The following is a 20,909-nucleotide window of genomic DNA, read 5'->3' as shown; positions in this document are numbered from 1 at the left end:
GTAATTATAAAGCGAAGTCTTATCAGACTAATTGATTGAACTTTAATTTTCGAATAATCCCATGCTCAGGAATACGCTTCCTATATTTTGGAATTTGCTAAATTTCAGGCGGACTATCAATCATTTAGATTGCCTCCTAACTCAACATTTATAAATTACTTCTTTTTCTGTTTTCAGTAAATCCGTAAATATGCTGATTTACTTTTTTCTTAATCTGTAAGAGGATTTTAATGATCCTTTGTTTTTTATAGATAAATGGAAAAATTAAAGTCTACAATTTTCTGTTATTCAGTTTAATAAAATAAAATAAAATAAATTATTCTTTTATCACTATCAGTTGGTTTTAATCTCCTACAAAAATAGCTTCTATTAGGACTGTTATAATATTTAATTACCTACTATCTTATATATAAAATTAATAAATAAATTTTTAATGTTTATTATGGATTTCATTAATAAGAACAAGATTCTAACTCTAATGGCGATAATTGCAGTCTTATCTTTCGCATTAGAAAAAGCAGGGATAATACACCCTTAAATTAATTTTTATTATTAGATAAATATTATCCTAATGAAACAAGTAAACAGACACTATTACTGCAAAAATAAGTAATGGGGATAATAATGTAAAAATTAACGTAGAAAGACTAATAGCCATAAATTTAAATAAATACACAAATTTAATAAACATCACTTTTAATCATTTGCAATCAGTAGAATTTAAATTATTAGGATATAAAAAAATTTGAATACAGAAAATTATAAAGAAAAATATAAAAAGGTCTCAGACTTATTATGGCCTAGTGAAAAAGAAGACAAAATAACTATTGGATTTTATAGAGATTTATCTGATCTTTCAAAAAATATAAATTATAGTAAAGAGAAAAAGTCAATTCTTTTTGAACAAGTATTCAGAATAATCAAAGGCAAAGGGGGATAAATTAATATTCAAAACAAATGAAAAATTTAATAAAATTCACTAAAAGTTTTTTTCTTTTAAGACCAAGATTTTTATCAACTATATTTTTTATTCCAATTCTTTATGGTATTGGTTGGATTTTATCTCAGCCGTTATTATTTCTTGATTTTGAAAGAGAAAATTTATCTTTAATTGGTACTATTTTTACTTTCTTACTTTTTATCTTTTTTGTCCCATATTGGTTTTATATAAGATGGAACATATCAAGTACATGGGTACTTCTCGGGATAACTAAACACAAATTATTAAAAAACTTTGTCGATTTTTCAAAAGGTATTTTATTTTCTTTAGTTTTAATAATTTTAATTTTGGTACCACTATTGCAAAATAATTTTATTTCTTGGATAGGTGAATTCTCGCCTAGAATATTATTAAATTCTATTGTACTAGGATTAGCTGTTGGATTCGCAGAGGAAATAATTTTTAGAGGGTGGTTACTAGAAGAATTAAAATTTGAATATGGAACAAAAATAGCAATTACTTTACAAGCTTTAGCTTTTAGCTTAGTTCATCATTTATCAAATGAGATATTTTGGAACATTATTGGATTACGTTTAGGATTTTTTTTACTCGGGATATTTCTATCATTAGTAAGAATTAGAGATAAAGGCTCATTGTGGAATTGCATAGGTATTCATGGAGGACTTGTTGGTATTTGGTTCTTTATAAACAACGGATTAATTGAATTCAAAGAAAATACGCCTTCTTTTTTAGCAGGACCTTTTACACAAAATATTCCAAACCCAATAGGAAGCTTTAGCGCAATTTTAATATTGCTTTTGTTGTGTCTTTTTTATTTCTTAAAATCAAAGAGGTTTTTTTTAGATCCTTTAATTAGATATAAATAGCGATTGATTATTGATTAATAATTGTCAGATTAAAAAAACATTAATAGTCATATGAACTTAGTGGCAGGAATAAGATTTATTTCTTTTTAGTACTTTTTGGATTTACAAACTATCTAATTATGTTGAGAAGATATAAAAACGACATCAAAAAAGGGGATTTTTACAACAATATGAAATTTGAAAGCTATATCCAAAAGGAATATTTATTTCCTGAAATTTAAAAAAGTTTTTTTGAATTTTTCTCACCATTTTTTATTAGTTTTTTGCCAACCTTCATTTAACAATTTTTGCCATAATAATCTTGCCTCTTCAATAACAATTTTTTTTCTAGTTTTCATTAAAGGTGGATTATCTCCATGAATTCCCATAATGATTCCTTCCTCAATAAACATATAAGTAATAGATCTATCAGAATGCTCTTTATCTTTGTAGAAACGCATCACTCCTACAGAATTGGAGTCAATTAACCAGAAATCATTATTTGAATTCAATAAACCGAAATGAAATTAAACTAATCATATGCTTTCATTAGAATTTTCGAGGAAAATATTTATTTAGTTTTCTTATGATTAATATGTTTTTTCTTTTTGTCTACTTTTTTTCAACTTGCCTCGTTTTTTCTTAAACTCAATTCTTTTCTGTTGTGATGCTTTGGTAGGTTTTGTAGATTTTCTTAATTTAGATGATTTATTTAATGCGCCTCTTATAATTGAACTAAATTTAATTAAAGCTAACTGCCTATTTAATAATTGATTTCTGTGTTCTTGAACAGCTAAACATAAACTATTATTCACTAATTTGCTTTTCAAATTAATCTTAAGAATTGCCTTCTGATAATCATTTAAGACTTTTGAATCTTCTAAATTAAAAATAATCTCTACTCTACTTTCAATTTTATTTACATTTTGCCCTCCAGGACCAGAGGATCTGGAAAATCGCCACTTAATTTCCTTAGATGGGATTACTAATGTTTTAGTAATTATTAAATCCATTTTTAGTTCTTATAAATTTAGACTTTTTAGAATTATCTCTTAAATACTTTAAAACATTCCTTAAAATTTGATCGGTAAATACTGGCCGGTTATGTTAGGTAAACCGAAATTCGGTGTATTTGCCGTATCAATATCTTCGGTATTTATCCTTACACATTTCAAATAATTATCAGATATTAGATTTGTACTAATTCAAAGGTCACTTATGTATTCAATGCTTGATCTTCTTTTTGAAACACCTTCATATCGCCAAATATATGTTATTTCTGATAGTGAAATGAAGGAGCTAAAGAAAAACCAACATCAAGAAGAACTTAATGAAATTAAAACTCAAAGAGTAAGACTTGAAGATGCTTTTAAAGCTCAACTAAAACATCTTGAAGAGAGAGAAAAAGAGGTAAAGAAAGAACTTAAATTACTCTCTGCTTCAAAAAATAAATAATTAATTTTTAGAGTAATTAATTTTTTAAAAGACGGTTATTAGCCGTCTTTTTTTAATTTTTCTAGTTTTAAGATAACCATTAATCCACAGATCTTTAAAATATTTTACATAATTAATAAATGGAAAATAATAAAGAAAAAATAAGAATGTTCCTACCCTTTAGTTGGGTGATTTGCGCAGCCATATCTTTTGCTTACATAAATGTACATCTAATAAATACCTAATTTTAATGTCTAATCCCTCAAGAGACGAGATAATTGCATCTTCAAAAGGCTGGGTAGCATCATTTTTGAATTTTCTTCCTGGTTTAGGATCCGGTTACTTATACCAAAGAAGATGGAAGCCCTATTTTTTAACAATAGCTGCTGCTACTTCATGGTTCGCTTTAGGATTTTTTTTACAAGGAAATTCAGAACCTTCTAGAGGAGAACAAATAATTGGAATTTCTGGTCTTTTTTTTATATCAATAGTTACGGTTATAGAAGCCAACTTAGCTTTCAAACAAGCAAGTAAAAAAATAAAGACTGAAAAAGAAAAAATAAAGCCCTCTAAAAAAAAAGGGTGGTTTAAATAATTCAAAAATTAGGTCTGAGAAAAAATTGAATTATCTCTCATTTTTAATTTAAGTATAAAGTCAACCTAAAAATTTTTTAAAGTAGACTTTAAAGTTTATTTTGTTTTTTAATTATAAAAAAATAAAATTTCCTTTTCTTTAAGACCTTCCCATCCTGAGTCAATCAATAATTGATTCAAAGTTTCTTGATCAAAATGCTTAGAACCAGTTTTGACGCATCTATTTCTCATTGATTTTTTAACGCCACTTCTTTGTCTTTTATTCTCCTCATCCATTATTCGATTATATAAATCTAGCATTTTTGTAGGGATTGGGGTACCGTCAAGATCAACTCCATTTTCAATAGCCAAATCAACAGCTTGCATTCCCATTTTTTTCATAGATTAAATAAATGCTAAAACCATATTAAAACAAAAAACAAACATAGAGAATTATATTTATTTATTTTGAATTTCTTTTAGTACTCTAATGGCCTCTTTGATGTGCTCCGGACCATTCAATAAATCTCTAAAGATATGTCTAACTATTCCATTTCGATCGATAACATAAGTTACTCTGCCATCCATAAAACCTAATACATTAGGAACTTTAAAAGTTTTCCTGAGAGAGTTATTGGTATCGCAAAGTAGAGGGTACTGTAACTTGTTTTTATTGGCAAATGCCAAGTGACTTGAGGTACTTCCATTGCTTACTCCCCAAACTTGAGAACCTAAGACTTTAAATAAGTCATACTTATCTCTAAATCCGCAAACTTCTATGGTGCATCCTGGGGTATCATCTTTTGGATAAAAAAATAAAACGAGAGGATTTTTTAATCCCTTATTTGATCTTTTAATTCCATTTTGATCCAGTAAAGTAAAGTCTGGAATTTTATCTCCGATCTGCAAAATATCAATTATAAATCTACATATTAAGTATAAATTTGATTCTTTTGTGGCCTTCAAATCAAATAACTAATGTAAAAGTCCCTTTTTATGTTTTAAAAGATACTAAAAAATTAGATAAATACACTAAGTTTAATTTATTAATTCAATATTATGTAATTAATAATTTATATTTTTTTATTTCTAATTCTTTTTTTAGGAGTTATTTTTAATTTAAAAATAACTACTTTTAAAAAAGTTAAAGAAGTACAAAACAAGGCCAAAGATTATTCAAAAACGGATATTTAATTTGTATTAATAAGATTAAAATTCAATCTTTTCATTTGGAGTAAATACTGAGCAATATTTTCTTACTAGATCCTTTGGCTGATTAGTAGAAGAATTACTTAATTTTAATTTTTCTATGGCCTCATTAGAATCAATCTCACCAAGTCGATATCTTGCACATGTATCTAATACTTTAAACATTTTTGTTGTAACCGCTTCAGCTGGATAAATTAAAAAACTTAGGTAAAAAATAATAAATAAGGACTTCATTTTTTTTTAATTTAGATATTTAGCAATTAGTTTCAATAACAGAGCAACAAAATTAGTTTAGAAAAAATAAGATAAGGATTTTTTAGAATATTCTAATTTGATAGAAATCTAGGATTATTTTAAAATAATGATACAAGAAATTAAGGTAAAATAAGTGACATTAAAAAATTATCTCCGTGAAAATAAGAAAATTAATCGAAAAACACAAAACTTTTATAAATTGGTATAAAAAAAAATTCAAGTTGAGTGATTATCAATTACTTTGGCTCGTTTTCTTTAAAGGGGTATTAGTAACAATGATATTTTTCAAAATTTTTTAATATTAATAAAGCTATTCCAAGAATGAAATTTTTAAATGATTTGACTATATTTAATAATAGATTTCCTAATTAGTAATTAGTTATCAGCTATGAATATTTTTGGTGTAGGTTTGCCTGAAGTTACTGTAATACTAATCTTAGCTCTTTTAATTTTTGGTCCAAAAAAGCTTCCAGAATTAGGAAAACAGCTTGGCAAAACATTGAAAAGTCTTAAAAAAGCGTCGAATGAATTTCAAAATGAAATCGATCAAGTTATGAACGAAGAAGACAAAGAGGAATCGCCTAAATCTATAAAAAGCAGTCAAACGAATGAAATTGATCAAGAAAAACTTAATTCAGAAAACATGAATCTTTCAAAGAAAGAAAACAGCAACAACTAATATCTTGGATAGGCCCATAACCCCCATAGACGAATTTGAAAGAGCATTATCTCAAGCAGCTCTTACTAAAGAAGAATATGAATTAATAGACTACATCCGCTATACAAGCATTTTCACACAACCAAGTCTTATTAAAGATTTAAAAAGACCATCAAAGCCTCCTCTTTTGACAATTCTATGTCAAATATGCAGAAAAATTGGTTCAGAGATGCCAGATCATTTCAACAAAGTAATCGAGTGGTCAATTGAAATTAGTGATCACGATACAAAATGGGATGCTCATTTAATTTGCGCAGAAGCACTAAATATAGACAAAATTCCTTTAAGCCCTATTCACGGAACAACTTTATTTGATGTTCTTGTTGTACACAAAGAATTATTTCTTGGCTTTGATTAAATTAAACTAATCTAGTCATCCAAAGGGACAGAATCAGTATCTATAACTTCCGAATCATACTTATTTATTTTTTTTTCGATCCAATTATTAATATAACTAACTAGAGGTAGTGAACCTCTAAAAATAAAAATAGAAGTGGGAAAAGCGCTTAATAAGCCAACTAAAGGACTTTTAAAAAGTAATCTTCCAGCCTTAATATTAAATAAAACAATAAGTATAGATGGAACTATAACTTTAACTACTGTTTTGAGTGCCTCAAGCCAACCAACACGATAAGTCCACCATATAAGAATTATTCCAACTACATAAAGAAAGAGGTAAGTCATAGAAATATTATAATAATTATCTATTTATCTTGTTCTTAAAAAGAACAAGATTTTTATAAATTATTTAAAATCAATCAATCAATCAAATTATAGTGATGAGTTTTTCTGAAATAAGAAAATTTTTAATTAAGATGCAGTCTGATGAAGACTTAAAAAAGCAGGTTACATCTTCTTCTACAGCAGATGATGTAGCACTAATAGGTCAAGGCTTGGGATATGATTTTTCAGGAGATGATCTCTTAAGATTTAATGGACAAAAAGTTGAAAAAGTAACCGTAAGAAAAGTAGATCATCCAGGGGAATACCACTAATTTAAGACTTAACCCATATTGCGAGCCCGCCGCCCCTGCCTCGTGCACACATCCATTTATCTTTAGTGCTAATTCCTACAAGAGAGAAAAAAGGCATTTTCTTATCTTCAGGTTTTTTTAATTCCTTACTAAATATTGGAAAATTACTAAAACTAATCTTCAATTCTTCAAAATAAAAAGTTAACAACGGTCTAAGCCCTTTTAACTCGGCGCTGCCTCTAAAGATAATGTTTAATAATCCGAGGTTAATTGAATTTTTTATTTCGAAATTAAGTTGATCTTCTTTATTTTTCTTTTTTAATTCTAGTTTTGCAGATAATACTTGGAGAATCGAACTAGGTATATTTTTTATTTCATCTAACTCTTTTCCCCACACATACTGAAACTTCCATATTCCTAACAATTCCTCATAAACTATTCCGCTACCATTCTTTTGAGAATTTTTTTCTAATAGTTTTAACTCTTTTATGTCAGGGAAGTCCTTCATAATAAATTTCAATCTAAGAACTAAATACTAAGAAAACCTCAGAAAAAATGTTCTTGGTTATATGAATCCTATGAAAAATTTCTTTGTTTCGAAATATTTCAAAAAAAAAGGAGATTTAGCACACATAAGGAACAATATCTCGTTAATATATTACAAAATATAACTAAATCGATGGATTTCATCTCTAAAAGCCAAGGATACGTACCTCTCAAAGTGGTTCCTTATATATTCTTCCTCGCGATTGTACTAAGTATTACAACTTCAACAAATACTTTCGTTTAAAGCTATTTAGTTTTATAAGAAAAAATAAAATCAATATTTAATGCAAAAATATGATGTTGTAATAGTAGGTAGTGGTATAGGTGGATTATGTTGTGGTTCAATTCTATCTTTATCAGGTAAAAAAGTTCTTATCTGTGAAGCACATTCTCGACCAGGAGGTGTTGCTCACAGTTTCAAAAGAAGAGGTTACACCTTTGAGTCTGGACCTTCCCTATGGAGTGGGATAGGTAAATGGCCAACAACTAATCCCTTAGGGCAAATTCTTAGATTACTTGATGAAGAAGTTGAACTATTTCAGTACAAAGGGTGGCAAGTTATAGTCCCAGAAGGCAATTTTAATCTTGATGTAGGGGAAGAACCTTTTAAAAAAATAATAAAAACTTTAAGAGGTGAGAAATCTGTTAAAGAATGGGAATCATTTATTTCTGGAATAAAACCTCTTAGCCAAATTATAAATGAAATACCTTTACTCTCGTTTTCTCCTGAATCAATAAATTTCTTAGATCTAATAAATTTAACCTCAAAATTCTTACCTAATATAAAACAAATACCAAAAATTAATAAGGGTTTTGGGAATTTAGTAAATAATCACTTAGAAGATCCTTTTCTCAGGAATTGGGTTAATTTATTGAGCTTTTTGATAAGTGGTATGTCAATGCATGATACAAATACAGCTGCTATGGCTACTTTATTTAACGAATGGTTTGAACCAAATTCCTACCTTGAATACCCCAAAGGAGGCAGTGAATCTATTGTAAAAGCCTTAATTAATGGATTTAAAAAAAATGGAGGAGAATTATTACTCTCTTCAAGAGTTAAGACAATAAACTTCAATAAAAATTTAGCGGCAGGTATAACCCTTGATAATGGTTCCACTTATAGTTGTGAATCTGTTGTAATGAATACTGATGTTTGGAATTTAAAAAAGTTAATTCCAAATGAAGTCTCAAAAAAATGGAAGCCAAAGGTCTTAGATCCTAATAAATGCGATTCTTTCCTTCATATACATTTAGGTTTTGATGCTGATGGTCTTGAAAATTTGCCGATACATGCGATACATGTTGATGAGTGGGAGAAAGGTATAAACGCAGAAAGAAATATAGCTGTATTTTCAATCCCATCTGTTTTAGATAAAAATATGGCCCCTAAAGGGAAACATGTTCTTCATGGATATACTCCGGCAAATGAACCATGGGAAATTTGGGAAAACCTAAATCCAAAAGAACTAGCGTATAGAAATATGAAAGAAGAAAGATGTTCAATATTCCTTAATTCTGTGCGAAAATTCATCCCTGATATAGATGAAAGGATAGATTTAAAGATGTTAGGGACCCCAATTACTCATAAAAAATTCACTAATACCCATTGCGGTAGTTATGGTCCAGCATTATCTGCAGCAAGAGGTCTTTCCCCAGGATGCAAAACTCCAGTGAAAAATTTATTTACTTGCGGTGCAAGTACATTTCCAGGTATCGGAATTCCAGCTGTTTCTGCAAGCGGTGCTTATGCAGCTGAAAAAATTATTGGTAAAAAAGAATTTAAAACTCTTCTTAAAAAAATAAATTTATGAATCAAGTCCTTTTTTATAAATCTACAAATACTTAGTTAAGAAATAAGAATAAAGAGAGCAGAAATGTTCAATAATGATAATCTTTATCTGAACATAAACTTAACTTATAGCTCTTATATGTTTTTCTTATCAATTCCTCAAGCCTGGCATTTGGTTGGCACTTGGTCAGAGCAACTTCCAAGCGAGTCAAATCTTATAGGAATGGGTCAAACAGAATTAATGATGACTTTACATTCAATATTTGTTCCTCTATTACTTGTAATTTCATATTATCTATTCAATCGACTTAATAAAAACGAATCAAAGAATATTAAAGGATGATCGTTTTAAAGTTTATTTAGCTGAACTTCTTCTAACTACTTTTCTTCCTGTAGAAGTGTCAACTCCGCTTGAATCTTTTGTTTGAGAATTAGTTTCAACATTATCAATATCACTCTTGTCCATTTCTGCACAAACACCTACTACCATTGCGGCCTGCATTTGATCTGGCAAATCTCCAATAGTCAATAAGGCCTTCAAAACTAATTGAAGTCGGGTTTGCCTATCAATTTCTGGTCTTAATTTTTTTACAGTATTCCAAAGTTCTTGGGTAACTTCTTTTAAAAGCTCTCGATCTACAGCCAAATTAAAACCTTCTTGTCTTTATACTAATCTAACAAACAATTGGATCTCTTAAAATAATATTCAATAAAAAGATTGTTAGTTGAAATTTTTCTACGCGAATACAATTTGCATTTGTTGATGCAATTCATTCTTCTCTTGCAAAAGTTTATCTTTTTCAATCTTTTTTAAGGTAAAAGTTCTATGAAATTTCTTTTGAATCTTAATTGGAGTATTTTCAAACTTTTCATTTTTACTTACTAGATAATTCCACTCTTTTGAATTAAAAGTGGCATAAGGAGAAGATGAGATCACTTTCATAAACCCTATAATACGTTTGTACCAATAATAGTACACATTTACTATAATGCAATAACTTCCGCGCTTTAATTACCCACTCAAACGTCTTTGGGAGTTAATTAAATTTTCTTTTCTTATCTAAATCATAAAATATATAAGTTTCATATATGAATCAACGTATCATGCATTACTTATTAATACCTTTTTTTAGTGTCTTAAGACTTTTCTTGCTGAAAACCCTTTAAAATAAATAATTTGTTGGAATTCACATTGACAAGATATTTTTAATCATCGTTCCTATAAAAGTAATAAGAATTTGATTTTAAAATGCTTCTGAGTAATCAAAAAAGAATAAAAATTCAGGGAATAATTAAAAGAATTGCAAATGACAAATCAATTTCATTAGAAGAAAGAATATATGTCGAGAAATTTGCTAAGCACAATTCTACAATTGCTCTTTGGCTAAAGAAAGCTAACAGCTTTAGGAGGAATGTTGTAAAAAGCGATAGTGGAATTGATTCCCTTTTACAATCATTTGGGATAGATGGGCTCTACAAAGAAAATCATTTCAACCCAAATGAAGATGATATATCTGACTGGTTTGGCGGAGCACCTGATTGGTTAAGAAGAAGTTAAGATCCCTATATAGTCAACTTACCCAGGCTGTTTTAAACAAATATATACTCGCTAAAGATATAATCACCCAAAAAATCCAGGGCAAAAATTTAATGGGAACTAAATAATTTTTTGAAACGCTTTGCATATAGATTTTTCTTTTAGATTATTTCCTCCTTACTATTTTTGAGAATAGGTTTAATTGCTCTATTTTTATATAGAAAATAATATATGTATACTTTAAGATACTAAATCACTCAAAATTCATAAAAGGTAATCAACCTAAACCATCATTATCTTAAGCAACTTTATTTTCAATTTTGATTGGAAAATTTGCTATTTTTGTTTCATCCTGTTCTGAATTATTCCAAAATTTTATAAGTCTTTCTAATTCATCAATCCTTTTTTTTGCGTTCGCAATTTTTTCAGTTGTTGTCATATAAAGTTTTTATCTACCCAATTAATGCATGAAAATAAATTTTTTCAATGGTAGATAATAATTCTTAGATTAGAAATATTAATTTTTGGTTAATTACTTAAAAAATATATACCTCTAAATCGATATAAGTAATTATACTTAAAGAAAAGTGAAATTCATGAAGAGGCTAAATTCTTTCATTTTAAATAATACTGTCAACTTCTTAGACTTTATTTACACTAATAGAAATTTACAAAGATTCTGGGTTTTAGAAGTAATAGCTAGATCTCCTTATTTTGCATTTCTGTCAGTTCTTCATTTTAAAGAATCCCTCGGAATTAAAAATGATAAAACAATGTTTTTAATGAAAGAACATTTTTATCAGGCTATTAACGAAACTGAGCATCTTAAGGAAATGGAGAAAAGAGGAGGAGATAGGTTTTGGATTGATAGATTTTTTGCTAGACACCTTGTGCTTGTTTATTACTGGATCATGGTTTTTTATTATTTTTTCTCTCCAGCCAATGCTTATGATGTCAACATAAAAATAGAAGAACATGCATTTAAAACTTACTCCAAATATTTAAAAGATAATCCAAATGATCAAAAAATTAAAGAAATAGCTCAAGATGAATTAAATCATGTTCGAGAACTTAATGAAGCTTTGTCAATGCTAACTTCTGTTTAGATTAGTGCTGAAAAATCTATTAGCAATATTGATATCATTATCGCAGAAGAGAAGATTCCAAGGCCAATCATCAATAAAACATATCCTTTGTTCCTCGGTAATTTATAAAAAGATAATCCAATTACCAAGGTCATTATTAATGAGAAAAAAATTATAATTTTTTCATTAACTAAATTAAGGTGCATTACTAAATTTGTTCCTTCAAAATATTTAATAAATTTCGACAAAACTAAATCTTCTTCTATTTTCTTGAAATAGTCAAAAGCGCTTATAAAAGCAGAAATTAATAAAGATAATGAAACAAATGCAGTGACTGGTTTTGTTAACCTATTAAGTGTTCTGTTAAAACTTACTAATAAAACAAAAATAAATAAAGCTGTAACAAGAGGTATTAAAGGTATAAGGATTGATGTATTTATGAAATTCCCCACGAATAAAATTAGTATCTAACTTAAAATTTTATATTATTTTGAGGCTTTATTTTATTAAGTAAGATTTTTTAAAATCTTAAATGTAATTAGTACCTATTGCATTCTGTGTAAATTGATACCAAAATTCTATTAGTATTGATAAATAAAATGCTAGCTATTTCTGAAATTATTATTGCAAGTGCTATCTTCCTAGGAATTGTATATTGGGAAGTTAAATTCCTATACACCAAAACTACAGTGGCAAAATAACTTTCAATAAAAAAAGGGAAATTAAAGATGAGCAAAATTTAAATATAATTTAAGAATTTAAATTGACAAAAAAAGCTCTGAATATGAGAGAATAAACACAAATAATTTTAGTCATCTAAATCTAATGAGTGAAATCCAAAATTCTAATACTAATTCAACTCAGCAGCAGCAACAGCAGCAGCAGCAATCTTATTCTGACAGCAAAATCAATTCTGCTGAGAGCGAGAGGCTTTATCTTGAGATGAAAGAAGCTTGGCTCTAAATTAAATTCTTTTATTTTAAATATTATTTTTAAATAAATTTGTAATTTTTTTTTAATTCTGAAGTAATTAATACTTTTTTAATTTCTACAGCCTTTAAATTTTATTTACCCGCTAAAGAAATTTGTTTAGAAAGTTAAAGCATTTAGAAAAAATCAATGGAAGACTTGCAATGGGAGGATTATTATATTTAATTTTTACAAAATTAGTTTCTAACCATGCAGATATATTAGATCAGCTTAAATCTTACTTAATTTAAAAAATAAATTTCAAATCTTATCCAGGAATATTTCTTTCTATGTAAGCGTCAGTTAAAGCTAAAATTAACCCCAATAATGTTGAAAAGATAGCAATTTCAGTAGATTCCATTTTATTTTTAAATTACCTCTAGTTTGCAAATTAATTCAAATTCCAGCAACAAAAATAATAATCTACTATAGTAAATATGTACTATTACTTGTTTATTTTGAGCTCGGCAACTCCTGAATTTCTTTTCGTTAAGCCTGGTGATTATGTGGCAATTAAAAATGAAGAAAATTGCGAGGATACTACAGAAAAGAATATAAATTATTGGGTCGGTCAAGTTATTGACTGTATTGGAGGAGCTAGAAATCCAAATTCATGGACATTATTTCAAGTAGCCAATATTGATAATGGAGAAATCACTATAATTAATGCCGATATTGTAGAAAATATTTTGAAAACTTCTGAAAGTTAAGCTTATGGATAACCAAATAAACTTCTTTAAGTATTAAAAAACCGAAATGCAAAAAGGAAATTTTTAGAGGGAATCATCCCAGTTCCAAGCAGGCAAGTCCGTATACTTGATTTATTGGGCAGGTGGGTTGAATACCTTTATACATTCTATAAGTTTTTGATATTTCCTCAAATCCTAAACTTGATAAAAGATAATTTGCATAAGGATTAAGATTAGAGCAATCCAACAAGATTTGGGAATCTAAATCACCAACTAACTCCCTAATTAGTAGTTCAGCGAGTGGTGGGGTATCAGCTAAAAGCGGTCCGATTCTCCAGCCTTGCTTATTATCCTCTAAGACACAAGGTCTTATCCTGCCAAATCCATGGCACATCCCATTATTATCGACAATTGCACTAACATTGCCATGAGAATTTTCCAACCAGTCATTTAGAAAATGAGGCCTGGGGCTAGGTTCTCTCTGACCGTCGTAAGTTAAGACTGCTGCAGAAGAAATTTTATTACCTGGAACAACTTTAAAAGAATGAAATTTATCTTTATAGAAATTGCTCAATGGTAAATCTTGAAAACCATTTAATTTCCATCGATTTGTAATTGAAGATTTTCTAAAACCCCAGTTTTGGTAATCATTCAATCTATTTGGAGCAGCCTCTAGACCAATACAATCAACATTTTTTAAATAATCGAGTGCATGTTTCCATAATCTCACTCCAAATCCATTATTTCGGAATTCTTTTTTTACTATAAATAAACCTATAAAACCATAAGCTGAATTATATTTAATGCACGCTATGGAACCTATAGGCTTATTATCGAGGCAGCCAACCCATACTCCTTGTTTATCTGTATTTCTATAAATTAATACATCATCAATTCCAGGAGAAAAGCCTTCTAACCTTGCCCAATTTGTAATTTCTTTTATTTCATTTTTAGATATCAATCTAATTGAAAAATTTTCTTTCATAGAAATATATTAACTAGGAAAAATTAGAATATTCAAAGGCAATATTAATTAATTTGATTCTTGCTTAAAAATTACTCACTTTAACTTAAGTGGCTAAAAACTTTAGTTATTTACAATTTATCCTCTGATATATTTAATACTATTCATAGAAACAAAAAATGAAAATTTCTGATAAATTTCATTTAGAAAATATCTATAACTTAAAAAGTACAGTTCTTAAAGGTAAAACGGAAGATATCAAATGGAGGATCAAACAGATCAACATAGTTTCTAAACTTTTGGAAGAAAACAAAAAAGAGATAATAAAATCCCTTTTTGTTGATCTAGGAAAATCTGAAATTGAAGGCTTTTCTGAAATACTTTTAGTCAAAGAAGAAATTTCACTGATTAAAAAAAGACTTAATTCTTGGATGCGTCCCAAAAAGATTGATACACCTTTTTATCTATTTCCATCATCCTCGAAAATTATTTATGAACCTCTTGGGTGTGTCTTGATTCTTGGTCCATATAATTATCCATTGCTGTACGTTTTAAAGCCATTGGTAAATATTTTCTCAGCAGGAAATACTGCAGTTATAAAACCGTCAGAGAAATGTCCTTCGACCTCAAAACTTATTAAAAAGCTTACATCCAAATATTTCCAAAAAGATGTCCTCCTCACAGTAGAGGGTGATTATAAACAATCCATAAAATTAATTGAACAAAATTTTGACCATATATTTTTCACAGGAAGTACCGAAACAGGTAAATCTATTATGAAATTGGCTTCAAAGAACTTAACTCCATTAACTCTTGAATTGAGCGGAACAAATCCTGTAATTATTTTCAAGAATGCAAATTTAGAAGTTGCTGCGAAAAGAATTGTTTGGGGCAAATTTTTTAATTCTGGTCAATCCTGCATAGCTCCAAATCATATCTTTGTAGATAAAGAAATTGAAAATAATTTCATAGAAAAATTAAAGCAATGCATAGTAAATTTTTACGGAGAAGATCCAATTCTTTCCAAAAACTTATCTAAATTAGAAAAAAAGCAGTTTTCATCTACTTTAGAAATTCTTAAAAGATATAAGAAAGAAAAAAGAATTTTATTTGGGGGAACTTTTAGTAAGAAAAAGTTAAAAATATCTCCTACAATTATTAGTTCAAAACTAGAAGAAAAAGATATTTTGCAAAAAGAATTATTCAGTTCATTACTTCCAGTAATTGGAATCAATGATAAAGAATCTGCTTTGAAAAAGATTAATCAAACATCAAAACCACTTGCAATTTACTTATTTGGAGGCAATAAAAAAATCCATAATTATATTTCAAGAGTAACCAGCTCAGGAACTATTTGTATCAATGATGTTATGTTACCAGTTCTCATTCCAAACTTACCTTTTGGAGGTGTTGGGCATAGTGGTATAGGTAAATTTCATGGAGAGGAAGGTTTTCGAAATTTTTCAAATCAAAAATCTATTACTTTCAAAGGGTTTTTATTTGATTTAAATCTTCGGTATCCTCCCTACGAAGGAGTAACGAAATTTTTAAAGTTTATTTTTAAGATTTAAATTACTTAAATTATGTTCAAAACCCTAGCGATTTTGAATTAAGAGCTTATCTTTAAATAAACATTGAAGTTAATGAAATTAGTATTTTTAGTAATTGCAATCATTATTAATTTTTTTAATACCTCATCGATAAAGTCTGAGGAAAAGATTGATTCAGGAAATAATAAAATCGAAAATATTTCTAAAAAAAAATCAATTACTGAAGATAAAACTGAAATAAGAAAAATTCATATTGTAAAAATTGGAGATACAATTTCAAGTATTTCAAGACTCTATTCAATAAATAAAGATTTAATTATTAAATTGAATAATTTAAAAGATGAAAACTATATCTTTGTTGGCCAAAATCTTATTTTATCAAGATCTAATGAAAATTTTACAAAGAAATCAGGTTTAATAAATGATTATCATATTGTTCAAATAGGTGAAAATCTTACTGAGATCTCAAACAAATATAAGTTGAATTTAGGATATTTAATAGAAATTAATAATCTCAAGAATCCAGATTCTATAAAAGTTGGGCAAAAGCTATTCTTAAGCAAAAACAAACTAACTAGTTCAGAAGATTATCAATTAATTAAAAATAAGAAAAATAATGAATTACTTGAATTAGATAAACAAATTTATGGTCCAATAATTATTCAAAGTAAATCTTCTGAAAAAATTAAAGGTAGAAAAATTTTAAATGTACTAAATCAAGAAAATAAAAAACTGATCCTTTCAATAAATTGCAATTCAAATGAATTAGATGTTAGAGTCCCAGGGAGAAAATGGATGGGAAGTAAGCCTGCTAAAGAAGAATTCGAAAATAACTTAATAAATGATTTTTGTTAAAACTTTTAATTAATATCTGTGAATAATTTGTCTAAGACTATTAATGATGGGTTATTGTTTAAAAAGTTAAATTAAAAGTAATGGCAATTTCAAGAGGAGATCTCGTAAGAGTAAAAAGACCAGAATCATATTGGTATAATGAAATAGGTAAAGTTGCTTCTGTTGATGAATCAGGTATCAAATATAACTGTGTAGTTAGATTTGACAAAGTAAATTACAATGGCATAAGTGGTACTGAAGGTGGAATGAATACAAATAATTTTGCTGAAAGTGAATTAGAAAAAGCTTAAATAATTGCCTGAGTTACCTGAAGTAGAGACTGTTCGCCTAGGTTTAGAGCAAAAACTTAATAACTTTATTATTAAAAAAGTAGAAGTCTGTAGGGATTCAACTGTAGCTTTTCCTGATAGCAAGGAAGAGTTTATTAATGGACTTCAGAACTCAACTTTGTACAAATGGGATAGAAGAGGAAAATATTTAATAGCTGAACTAAAAAAATTTGACAATGAGAATATTCAATTTCCTATAGAGAAACTATCAAAGAATAACGGATTTCTTGTAGTTCATCTAAGAATGACTGGATATTTCAAATTCATTGATAAATCTACTCAGCCTTGCAAACATACAAGAATAAGAGTTTTCGATAAAAAAAATAATGAGCTTAGGTACATTGACGTTAGAAGTTTTGGTCAAATGTGGTGGATAAAAGAAGGGTTATCGCCTAACAACATAATCAAAGGATTAGGTTCATTAGGACCAGAACCATTCTCTAAGGACTTTAATGCAAATTATCTTAAGAAAGTTATTTCCAAAAGAACAAAGTCTATAAAATCTATTTTATTAGATCAAACAATAGTTGCAGGTATAGGTAATATTTATGCTGATGAAAGTTTATATTCGGCAGGAATCTCACCTTTTAGGGAAGCTAAAACAATAAAGAAGAATGAGTTAATTAGTCTCAAAGAATCAATTGTTAATGTATTAAAAAAAAGTATAGGTTCTGGGGGGACTACATTTAGTGATTTTAGAGACTTAGAAGGAGAGAATGGAAATTTTGGTTTACAAACAAATGTCTATAGGAGAACTGGCAAAGAATGTCGCAAATGTGGAAATTTAATTGAAAAGCAAAAAATAGCTGGAAGGAGTACCCATTGGTGTCCAAATTGCCAAAAATAAAAAAGGGCTTACTCTTGAAGAGTAAACCCTTTTAAATATTTTTACCTGGCATTGAGCTATTTTCTCAAGGGGCTACCCCCTAAATATTTTCGCCGCTGATGCGTTTCACAACCGAGTTCGAGATGGATCGGAGTGGTTCCACATCGCCATGAACACCAGGATAGTATGAACCTTGAGAACTGCATAGAAAATTATATAAATTAAAAACAATAAATTAAGTTTATTTGGTCAAGCCCTCGGTCTATTAGTACTCCTCCGCTGCACTTGTTACCAAGCTTCCACGTAGAGCCTATCAACGGGTGTTCTTCCCGTGACCTTACTGGCTTAAGCCATGGCAATACTCATCTTGAGGTGGGCTTCCCACTTAGATGCTTTCAGCGGTTATCCACTCCGCACATGGCTACCCAGCGTTTACCGTTGGCACGATAACTGGCACACCAGAGGTGCGTTCCTCCCGGTCCTCTCGTACTAGGGAGAAATCCTCTCAATATTCCTGCGCATACACCGGATATGGACCGAACTGTCTCACGACGTTCTGAACCCAGCTCGCGTACCGCTTTAATGGGCGAACAGCCCAACCCTTGGGACCGACTTCAGCCCCAGGTTGCGATGAGCCGACATCGAGGTGCCAAACCTCCCCGTCGATGTGAACTCTTGGGGGAGATCAGCCTGTTATCCCTAGAGTAACTTTTATCCGTTGAGCGACGGCCCTTCCACGCAGAACCGTCGGATCACTAAAACCGACTTTCGTCCCTGTTCGACTTGTAGGTCTCACAGTCAAGCTCCCTTCTGCTTTTGCACTCAATGACTGATTTCCAACCAGCCTGAGGGAACCTTTGTGCGCCTCCGTTACCTTTTAGGAGGCGACCGCCCCAGTCAAACTGCCCATCAGATACTGTCCGCTTCCCGGATAACGGGTAAGCGTTAGAACCCTAGCTCTAAAAGAGTGGTATCTCACCGATGACTCAATAGTACCCACGAGCACTATTTCAACGTCTCCCACCTATTCTGCGCATTCAGAGCCCGAGCACAATATCAAACTACAGTAAAGCTTCATAGGGTCTTTCTGTCCGGGTGTATGTAGTCCGCATCTTCACAGACAATTCTATTTCGCCGAGCCTCTCTCCGAGACAGCGCGCAAATCGTTACACCTTTCGTGCGGGTCGGAACTTACCCGACAAGGAATTTCGCTACCTTAGGACCGTTATAGTTACGGCCGCCGTTCACCGGGGCTTCAGTCGCCAGCTTCACTAAAAGCTAACCAGCTTCCTTAACCTTCCGGCACTGGGCAGGTGTCAGCCCCCATACATCGTCTTGCGACTTAGCGGAGACCTGTGTTTTTGGTAAACAGTCGCTTGCGCCTCTTCACTGCGACCAGCTCTCGCTGGCACCCCTTCTCCCGAAGTTACGGGGCCATTTTGCCGAGTTCCTTAGAGAGAGTTATCTCGCGCCCCTCGGTATTCTCTACCACCCCACCTGTGTCGGTTTCGGGTACTGGCATTTGTGTCTTAACGAGTATAGGGCTTTTCTTGGAAGCATGACATCACCAACTTCGCTGCCGTAGCAGCTCGTACTCACGCCTTAGCTCAAGATGTTTTCTCCATCTCTCAAAGCCTCGAACGCTTGAACCAGTAACCAACATCTGGCCTGGTTAGCCTTCTCCGTCCCCCTTCTCAAAACACAACTGGTACAGGAATATTGACCTGTTATCCATCGACTACGCCTTTCGGCCTCGCCTTAGGTCCAGACTAACCCTCCGCGGACGAGCCTGCCGGAGGAACCCTTAGGGTTTCGGGGCATGGGATTCTCACCCATGTTTTCGCTACTCAAGCCGACATTCTCACTTCTATGCTGTCCACGTCCGCTTACGCTAACGCTTCACCCTACATAGAACGCTCCCCTACCATAAATAAATTTATCCGCAGCTTCGGTATAACGCTTAGCCCCGTTCATTTTCGGCGCAGGATCGCTCGACCAGTGAGCTATTACGCACTCCTTTGAGGATGGCTGCTTCTAGGCAAACCTCCTGGTTGTCTGGGCAATCCCACCTCCTTTATCACTTAGCGTTAATTTTGGGACCTTAGCTGGCGGTCTGGGCTGTTTCCCTCTTGACTATGGAGCTTATCCCCCACAGTCTGACTGCCTAGTTACACACAGGGTATTCAGAGTTCATATCGATTTGGTACCGCTTTCGCAGCCCGCACCGAAATGGTTGCTTTACCCCCCTGCTGGAGCACTAGACGCTACGCCTCAACGTATTTCGGGGAGAACCAGCTAGCTCCTGGTTCGATTGGCATTTCACCCCTAACCACAGCTCATCCGCTGAATTTTCAACTTCAGTCGGTTCGGACCTCCACTTGGTATCACCCAAGCTTCATCCTGGCCATGGTTAGATCACCAGGGTTCGGGTCTATAAACACTGACAAACGCCCTATTAAGACTCGCTTTCGCTGTGGCTCCACCATTTCCGGTTTAACCCGCCAGTGCCTATAAGTCGCCGGCTCATTCTTCAACAGGCACACGGTCACCCGATTAGTCGGGCTCCCATTGCTTGTAAGCTCACGGTTTCATGTTCTATTTCACTCCCCTCCCGGGGTTCTTTTCACCTTTCCCTCGCGGTACTGTTTCACTATCGGTCACACAGTAGTACTTAGCCTTACGAGGTGGTCCTCGCAGATTCACACGGAATTCCACGTGCTCCGTGCTACTCGGGATACAGCTAGGTCAACTTATCTTTCGATTACGGGGCTTTCACCCTCTGTGGCACGCCATTCAAA

Annotated in this window: 29 protein-coding genes and 2 rRNA genes; 17 read left to right on the top strand and 14 right to left on the bottom strand. The window is 31.1% G+C overall.

Annotated elements, in window-relative coordinates:
- The first annotated feature begins 745 nt into the window (after nt 1-745).
- Together EU96_RS04425 and EU96_RS04430 are read left to right on the top strand one after the other, a co-directional pair.
- Entirely contained in the window at nt 746-940 is a 195-nt protein-coding gene (locus EU96_RS04425) for a hypothetical protein (RefSeq protein WP_032526679.1), read from the top strand.
- Between the two features lie 17 nt (nt 941-957).
- Nucleotides 958-1,827 (top strand): CPBP family intramembrane glutamic endopeptidase, encoded by an 870-nt coding sequence (locus EU96_RS04430; RefSeq protein ID WP_032526678.1) that lies wholly within the window; start codon nt 958-960, stop codon nt 1,825-1,827.
- A 242-nt stretch (nt 1,828-2,069) separates the two neighbouring features.
- Here the strand turns inward: EU96_RS04430 and EU96_RS04435 are convergent, their stop codons facing one another.
- Together EU96_RS04435 and arfB are read right to left on the bottom strand one after the other, a co-directional pair.
- Nucleotides 2,070-2,318, bottom strand: coding sequence for a DUF1651 domain-containing protein (locus tag EU96_RS04435; protein ID WP_032526676.1), 249 nt, complete (start codon nt 2,316-2,318; stop codon nt 2,070-2,072).
- Nucleotides 2,319-2,396: 78 nt separating this feature from the next.
- Entirely contained in the window at nt 2,397-2,819 is a 423-nt protein-coding gene (arfB, locus tag EU96_RS04440) for an alternative ribosome rescue aminoacyl-tRNA hydrolase ArfB (RefSeq protein ID WP_032526675.1), read from the bottom strand.
- 205 nt (nt 2,820-3,024) lie between these two features.
- Here arfB and EU96_RS04445 point away from each other — a divergent pair, with 205 nt between their 5' ends.
- Together EU96_RS04445 and EU96_RS04450 are read left to right on the top strand one after the other, a co-directional pair.
- On the top strand, nt 3,025-3,261 hold the full coding sequence (locus EU96_RS04445; protein WP_032526674.1) for a hypothetical protein: 237 nt from the start codon (nt 3,025-3,027) through the stop codon (nt 3,259-3,261).
- Nucleotides 3,262-3,490: 229 nt separating this feature from the next.
- Nucleotides 3,491-3,835, top strand: coding sequence for a hypothetical protein (locus EU96_RS04450; protein WP_032526673.1), 345 nt, complete (start codon nt 3,491-3,493; stop codon nt 3,833-3,835).
- Nucleotides 3,836-3,942: 107 nt separating this feature from the next.
- Here the strand turns inward: EU96_RS04450 and EU96_RS04455 are convergent, their stop codons facing one another.
- From EU96_RS04455 to EU96_RS04465, 3 genes are all read right to left on the bottom strand, one after another.
- Nucleotides 3,943-4,215: a small RNA NsiR4-regulated ssr1528 family protein gene (locus EU96_RS04455; protein ID WP_032526672.1), complete on the bottom strand. Its 273-nt coding sequence runs from the start codon at nt 4,213-4,215 to the stop codon at nt 3,943-3,945.
- Between the two features lie 57 nt (nt 4,216-4,272).
- Nucleotides 4,273-4,722 (bottom strand): peroxiredoxin, encoded by a 450-nt coding sequence (locus EU96_RS04460; protein ID WP_032527003.1) that lies wholly within the window; start codon nt 4,720-4,722, stop codon nt 4,273-4,275.
- A 300-nt stretch (nt 4,723-5,022) separates the two neighbouring features.
- On the bottom strand, nt 5,023-5,256 hold the full coding sequence (locus EU96_RS04465; RefSeq protein WP_032526671.1) for a hypothetical protein: 234 nt from the start codon (nt 5,254-5,256) through the stop codon (nt 5,023-5,025).
- A 409-nt stretch (nt 5,257-5,665) separates the two neighbouring features.
- Here EU96_RS04465 and EU96_RS0109200 point away from each other — a divergent pair, with 409 nt between their 5' ends.
- Both EU96_RS0109200 and EU96_RS0109195 read left to right on the top strand, forming a co-directional pair.
- Nucleotides 5,666-5,956, top strand: a complete 291-nt coding sequence (locus EU96_RS0109200) for a TatA/E family twin arginine-targeting protein translocase (RefSeq protein ID WP_032526670.1) — start codon at nt 5,666-5,668, stop codon at nt 5,954-5,956.
- Between the two features lie 4 nt (nt 5,957-5,960).
- Nucleotides 5,961-6,353 carry a hypothetical protein gene (locus EU96_RS0109195; RefSeq protein ID WP_032526669.1) on the top strand — a complete coding sequence of 131 codons (393 nt, stop codon included), beginning with the start codon at nt 5,961-5,963 and terminating at the stop codon, nt 6,351-6,353.
- Nucleotides 6,354-6,364: 11 nt separating this feature from the next.
- On the opposite strand, the gene EU96_RS04470 is transcribed toward EU96_RS0109195, so the two are convergent.
- Entirely contained in the window at nt 6,365-6,679 is a 315-nt protein-coding gene (locus EU96_RS04470) for a hypothetical protein (protein ID WP_032526668.1), read from the bottom strand.
- Between the two features lie 95 nt (nt 6,680-6,774).
- On the opposite strand from EU96_RS04470, the gene EU96_RS04475 reads away from it, so the two are divergent.
- Nucleotides 6,775-6,990, top strand: a complete 216-nt coding sequence (locus EU96_RS04475; protein WP_032526667.1) for a Nif11-like leader peptide family natural product precursor — start codon at nt 6,775-6,777, stop codon at nt 6,988-6,990.
- A 1-nt stretch (nt 6,991) separates the two neighbouring features.
- Here EU96_RS04475 and EU96_RS04480 read toward each other — a convergent pair whose 3' ends face one another.
- The gene (locus EU96_RS04480) at nt 6,992-7,477 is read right to left on the bottom strand and encodes a hypothetical protein (protein ID WP_032526666.1); all 486 of its coding nucleotides are present in this window, start codon (nt 7,475-7,477) and stop codon (nt 6,992-6,994) included.
- Between the two features lie 322 nt (nt 7,478-7,799).
- Here EU96_RS04480 and EU96_RS04485 point away from each other — a divergent pair, with 322 nt between their 5' ends.
- Entirely contained in the window at nt 7,800-9,329 is a 1,530-nt protein-coding gene (locus tag EU96_RS04485) for a phytoene desaturase family protein (protein ID WP_032526665.1), read from the top strand.
- Between the two features lie 63 nt (nt 9,330-9,392).
- Nucleotides 9,393-9,650 (top strand): hypothetical protein, encoded by a 258-nt coding sequence (locus EU96_RS04490; RefSeq protein ID WP_241434567.1) that lies wholly within the window; start codon nt 9,393-9,395, stop codon nt 9,648-9,650.
- A 12-nt stretch (nt 9,651-9,662) separates the two neighbouring features.
- On the opposite strand, the gene EU96_RS04495 is transcribed toward EU96_RS04490, so the two are convergent.
- Both EU96_RS04495 and EU96_RS04500 read right to left on the bottom strand, forming a co-directional pair.
- Complete coding sequence (locus EU96_RS04495; protein WP_032526663.1) at nt 9,663-9,953, bottom strand: TIGR03894 family protein; 291 nt, start codon at nt 9,951-9,953, stop codon at nt 9,663-9,665.
- Between the two features lie 90 nt (nt 9,954-10,043).
- Nucleotides 10,044-10,250 carry a hypothetical protein gene (locus tag EU96_RS04500; protein ID WP_032526662.1) on the bottom strand — a complete coding sequence of 69 codons (207 nt, stop codon included), beginning with the start codon at nt 10,248-10,250 and terminating at the stop codon, nt 10,044-10,046.
- A 306-nt stretch (nt 10,251-10,556) separates the two neighbouring features.
- Here EU96_RS04500 and EU96_RS04505 point away from each other — a divergent pair, with 306 nt between their 5' ends.
- Nucleotides 10,557-10,865, top strand: a complete 309-nt coding sequence (locus EU96_RS04505; protein WP_032526661.1) for a hypothetical protein — start codon at nt 10,557-10,559, stop codon at nt 10,863-10,865.
- Nucleotides 10,866-11,142: 277 nt separating this feature from the next.
- Here EU96_RS04505 and EU96_RS10275 read toward each other — a convergent pair whose 3' ends face one another.
- Nucleotides 11,143-11,283: a hypothetical protein gene (locus EU96_RS10275; RefSeq protein ID WP_193741329.1), complete on the bottom strand. Its 141-nt coding sequence runs from the start codon at nt 11,281-11,283 to the stop codon at nt 11,143-11,145.
- Nucleotides 11,284-11,440: 157 nt separating this feature from the next.
- On the opposite strand from EU96_RS10275, the gene EU96_RS0109190 reads away from it, so the two are divergent.
- Nucleotides 11,441-11,950: an alternative oxidase gene (locus tag EU96_RS0109190; protein WP_032526660.1), complete on the top strand. Its 510-nt coding sequence runs from the start codon at nt 11,441-11,443 to the stop codon at nt 11,948-11,950.
- On the opposite strand, the gene EU96_RS04510 is transcribed toward EU96_RS0109190, so the two are convergent.
- Complete coding sequence (locus EU96_RS04510; RefSeq protein ID WP_032526659.1) at nt 11,947-12,381, bottom strand: hypothetical protein; 435 nt, start codon at nt 12,379-12,381, stop codon at nt 11,947-11,949. The two genes, EU96_RS0109190 and EU96_RS04510, sit on opposite strands and share 4 nt — an antisense overlap.
- A 373-nt stretch (nt 12,382-12,754) precedes the next feature.
- Here EU96_RS04510 and EU96_RS10270 point away from each other — a divergent pair, with 373 nt between their 5' ends.
- Together EU96_RS10270 and EU96_RS04515 are read left to right on the top strand one after the other, a co-directional pair.
- Nucleotides 12,755-12,892, top strand: a complete 138-nt coding sequence (locus EU96_RS10270; RefSeq protein WP_193741328.1) for a hypothetical protein — start codon at nt 12,755-12,757, stop codon at nt 12,890-12,892.
- A gap of 464 nt (nt 12,893-13,356) precedes the next feature.
- The gene (locus tag EU96_RS04515) at nt 13,357-13,608 is read left to right on the top strand and encodes a DUF3104 domain-containing protein (protein ID WP_032527001.1); all 252 of its coding nucleotides are present in this window, start codon (nt 13,357-13,359) and stop codon (nt 13,606-13,608) included.
- A gap of 73 nt (nt 13,609-13,681) precedes the next feature.
- Here EU96_RS04515 and EU96_RS04520 read toward each other — a convergent pair whose 3' ends face one another.
- Nucleotides 13,682-14,572 (bottom strand): GNAT family N-acetyltransferase, encoded by an 891-nt coding sequence (locus EU96_RS04520; RefSeq protein ID WP_032526658.1) that lies wholly within the window; start codon nt 14,570-14,572, stop codon nt 13,682-13,684.
- Between the two features lie 158 nt (nt 14,573-14,730).
- Between EU96_RS04520 and EU96_RS04525 the strand changes: the two genes are divergently transcribed.
- The 4 genes from EU96_RS04525 to EU96_RS04540 all read left to right on the top strand — a co-directional run bounded on the left by EU96_RS04525 (nt 14,731) and on the right by EU96_RS04540 (nt 18,132).
- Entirely contained in the window at nt 14,731-16,122 is a 1,392-nt protein-coding gene (locus tag EU96_RS04525; protein ID WP_032526657.1) for an aldehyde dehydrogenase family protein, read from the top strand.
- A 72-nt stretch (nt 16,123-16,194) separates the two neighbouring features.
- Entirely contained in the window at nt 16,195-16,956 is a 762-nt protein-coding gene (locus EU96_RS04530) for a LysM peptidoglycan-binding domain-containing protein (RefSeq protein ID WP_032526656.1), read from the top strand.
- Between the two features lie 80 nt (nt 16,957-17,036).
- A complete protein-coding gene (locus EU96_RS04535; protein ID WP_032526655.1) occupies nt 17,037-17,246 on the top strand; it encodes a photosystem I reaction center subunit IV in 210 nt (69 codons plus the stop codon).
- 4 nt (nt 17,247-17,250) lie between these two features.
- On the top strand, nt 17,251-18,132 hold the full coding sequence (locus EU96_RS04540; protein ID WP_032526654.1) for a DNA-formamidopyrimidine glycosylase: 882 nt from the start codon (nt 17,251-17,253) through the stop codon (nt 18,130-18,132).
- Between the two features lie 43 nt (nt 18,133-18,175).
- Here EU96_RS04540 and rrf read toward each other — a convergent pair.
- Nucleotides 18,176-18,292, bottom strand: a 5S ribosomal RNA gene (gene rrf / locus EU96_RS04545).
- 64 nt (nt 18,293-18,356) lie between these two features.
- Nucleotides 18,357-20,909, bottom strand: a 23S ribosomal RNA gene (locus EU96_RS04550); the annotation flags it as partial.

The organism is Prochlorococcus marinus str. MIT 9302, assembly GCF_000759975.1.
GTDB classification, from domain to species: domain Bacteria; phylum Cyanobacteriota; class Cyanobacteriia; order PCC-6307; family Cyanobiaceae; genus Prochlorococcus_A; species Prochlorococcus_A marinus_M.
Note: the sequence above shows the minus strand (reverse complement) of the source record. Positions and strands in the feature narration are given on the sequence as shown.

Excerpts from the sequence above, each read along its gene's own strand:
- EU96_RS10270 (WP_193741328.1), top strand. The coding sequence starts at position 12,755 with ATGAGTGAAATCCAAAATTCTAATACTAATTCAACTCAGCAGCAGCAA.
- EU96_RS04490 (WP_241434567.1), top strand. The coding sequence starts at position 9,393 with ATGTTCAATAATGATAATCTTTATCTGAACATAAACTTAACTTATAGC.
- EU96_RS04530 (WP_032526656.1), top strand. The coding sequence starts at position 16,195 with ATGAAATTAGTATTTTTAGTAATTGCAATCATTATTAATTTTTTTAAT.
- EU96_RS04505 (WP_032526661.1), top strand. The coding sequence starts at position 10,557 with ATGCTTCTGAGTAATCAAAAAAGAATAAAAATTCAGGGAATAATTAAA.
- EU96_RS04445 (WP_032526674.1), top strand. The coding sequence starts at position 3,025 with ATGTATTCAATGCTTGATCTTCTTTTTGAAACACCTTCATATCGCCAA.
- EU96_RS04430 (WP_032526678.1), top strand. The coding sequence starts at position 958 with ATGAAAAATTTAATAAAATTCACTAAAAGTTTTTTTCTTTTAAGACCA.
- EU96_RS04455 (WP_032526672.1), bottom strand. The coding sequence starts at position 4,215 with ATGAAAAAAATGGGAATGCAAGCTGTTGATTTGGCTATTGAAAATGGA.
- EU96_RS04465 (WP_032526671.1), bottom strand. The coding sequence starts at position 5,256 with ATGAAGTCCTTATTTATTATTTTTTACCTAAGTTTTTTAATTTATCCA.
- EU96_RS04470 (WP_032526668.1), bottom strand. The coding sequence starts at position 6,679 with ATGACTTACCTCTTTCTTTATGTAGTTGGAATAATTCTTATATGGTGG.
- EU96_RS04475 (WP_032526667.1), top strand. The coding sequence starts at position 6,775 with ATGAGTTTTTCTGAAATAAGAAAATTTTTAATTAAGATGCAGTCTGAT.
- EU96_RS0109200 (WP_032526670.1), top strand. The coding sequence starts at position 5,666 with ATGAATATTTTTGGTGTAGGTTTGCCTGAAGTTACTGTAATACTAATC.
- EU96_RS04450 (WP_032526673.1), top strand. The coding sequence starts at position 3,491 with ATGTCTAATCCCTCAAGAGACGAGATAATTGCATCTTCAAAAGGCTGG.
- EU96_RS0109190 (WP_032526660.1), top strand. The coding sequence starts at position 11,441 with ATGAAGAGGCTAAATTCTTTCATTTTAAATAATACTGTCAACTTCTTA.
- EU96_RS04480 (WP_032526666.1), bottom strand. The coding sequence starts at position 7,477 with ATGAAGGACTTCCCTGACATAAAAGAGTTAAAACTATTAGAAAAAAAT.
- EU96_RS10275 (WP_193741329.1), bottom strand. The coding sequence starts at position 11,283 with ATGACAACAACTGAAAAAATTGCGAACGCAAAAAAAAGGATTGATGAA.
- arfB (WP_032526675.1), bottom strand. The coding sequence starts at position 2,819 with ATGGATTTAATAATTACTAAAACATTAGTAATCCCATCTAAGGAAATT.
- EU96_RS04500 (WP_032526662.1), bottom strand. The coding sequence starts at position 10,250 with ATGAAAGTGATCTCATCTTCTCCTTATGCCACTTTTAATTCAAAAGAG.
- EU96_RS04535 (WP_032526655.1), top strand. The coding sequence starts at position 17,037 with ATGGCAATTTCAAGAGGAGATCTCGTAAGAGTAAAAAGACCAGAATCA.
- EU96_RS04485 (WP_032526665.1), top strand. The coding sequence starts at position 7,800 with ATGCAAAAATATGATGTTGTAATAGTAGGTAGTGGTATAGGTGGATTA.
- EU96_RS04525 (WP_032526657.1), top strand. The coding sequence starts at position 14,731 with ATGAAAATTTCTGATAAATTTCATTTAGAAAATATCTATAACTTAAAA.
- EU96_RS04520 (WP_032526658.1), bottom strand. The coding sequence starts at position 14,572 with ATGAAAGAAAATTTTTCAATTAGATTGATATCTAAAAATGAAATAAAA.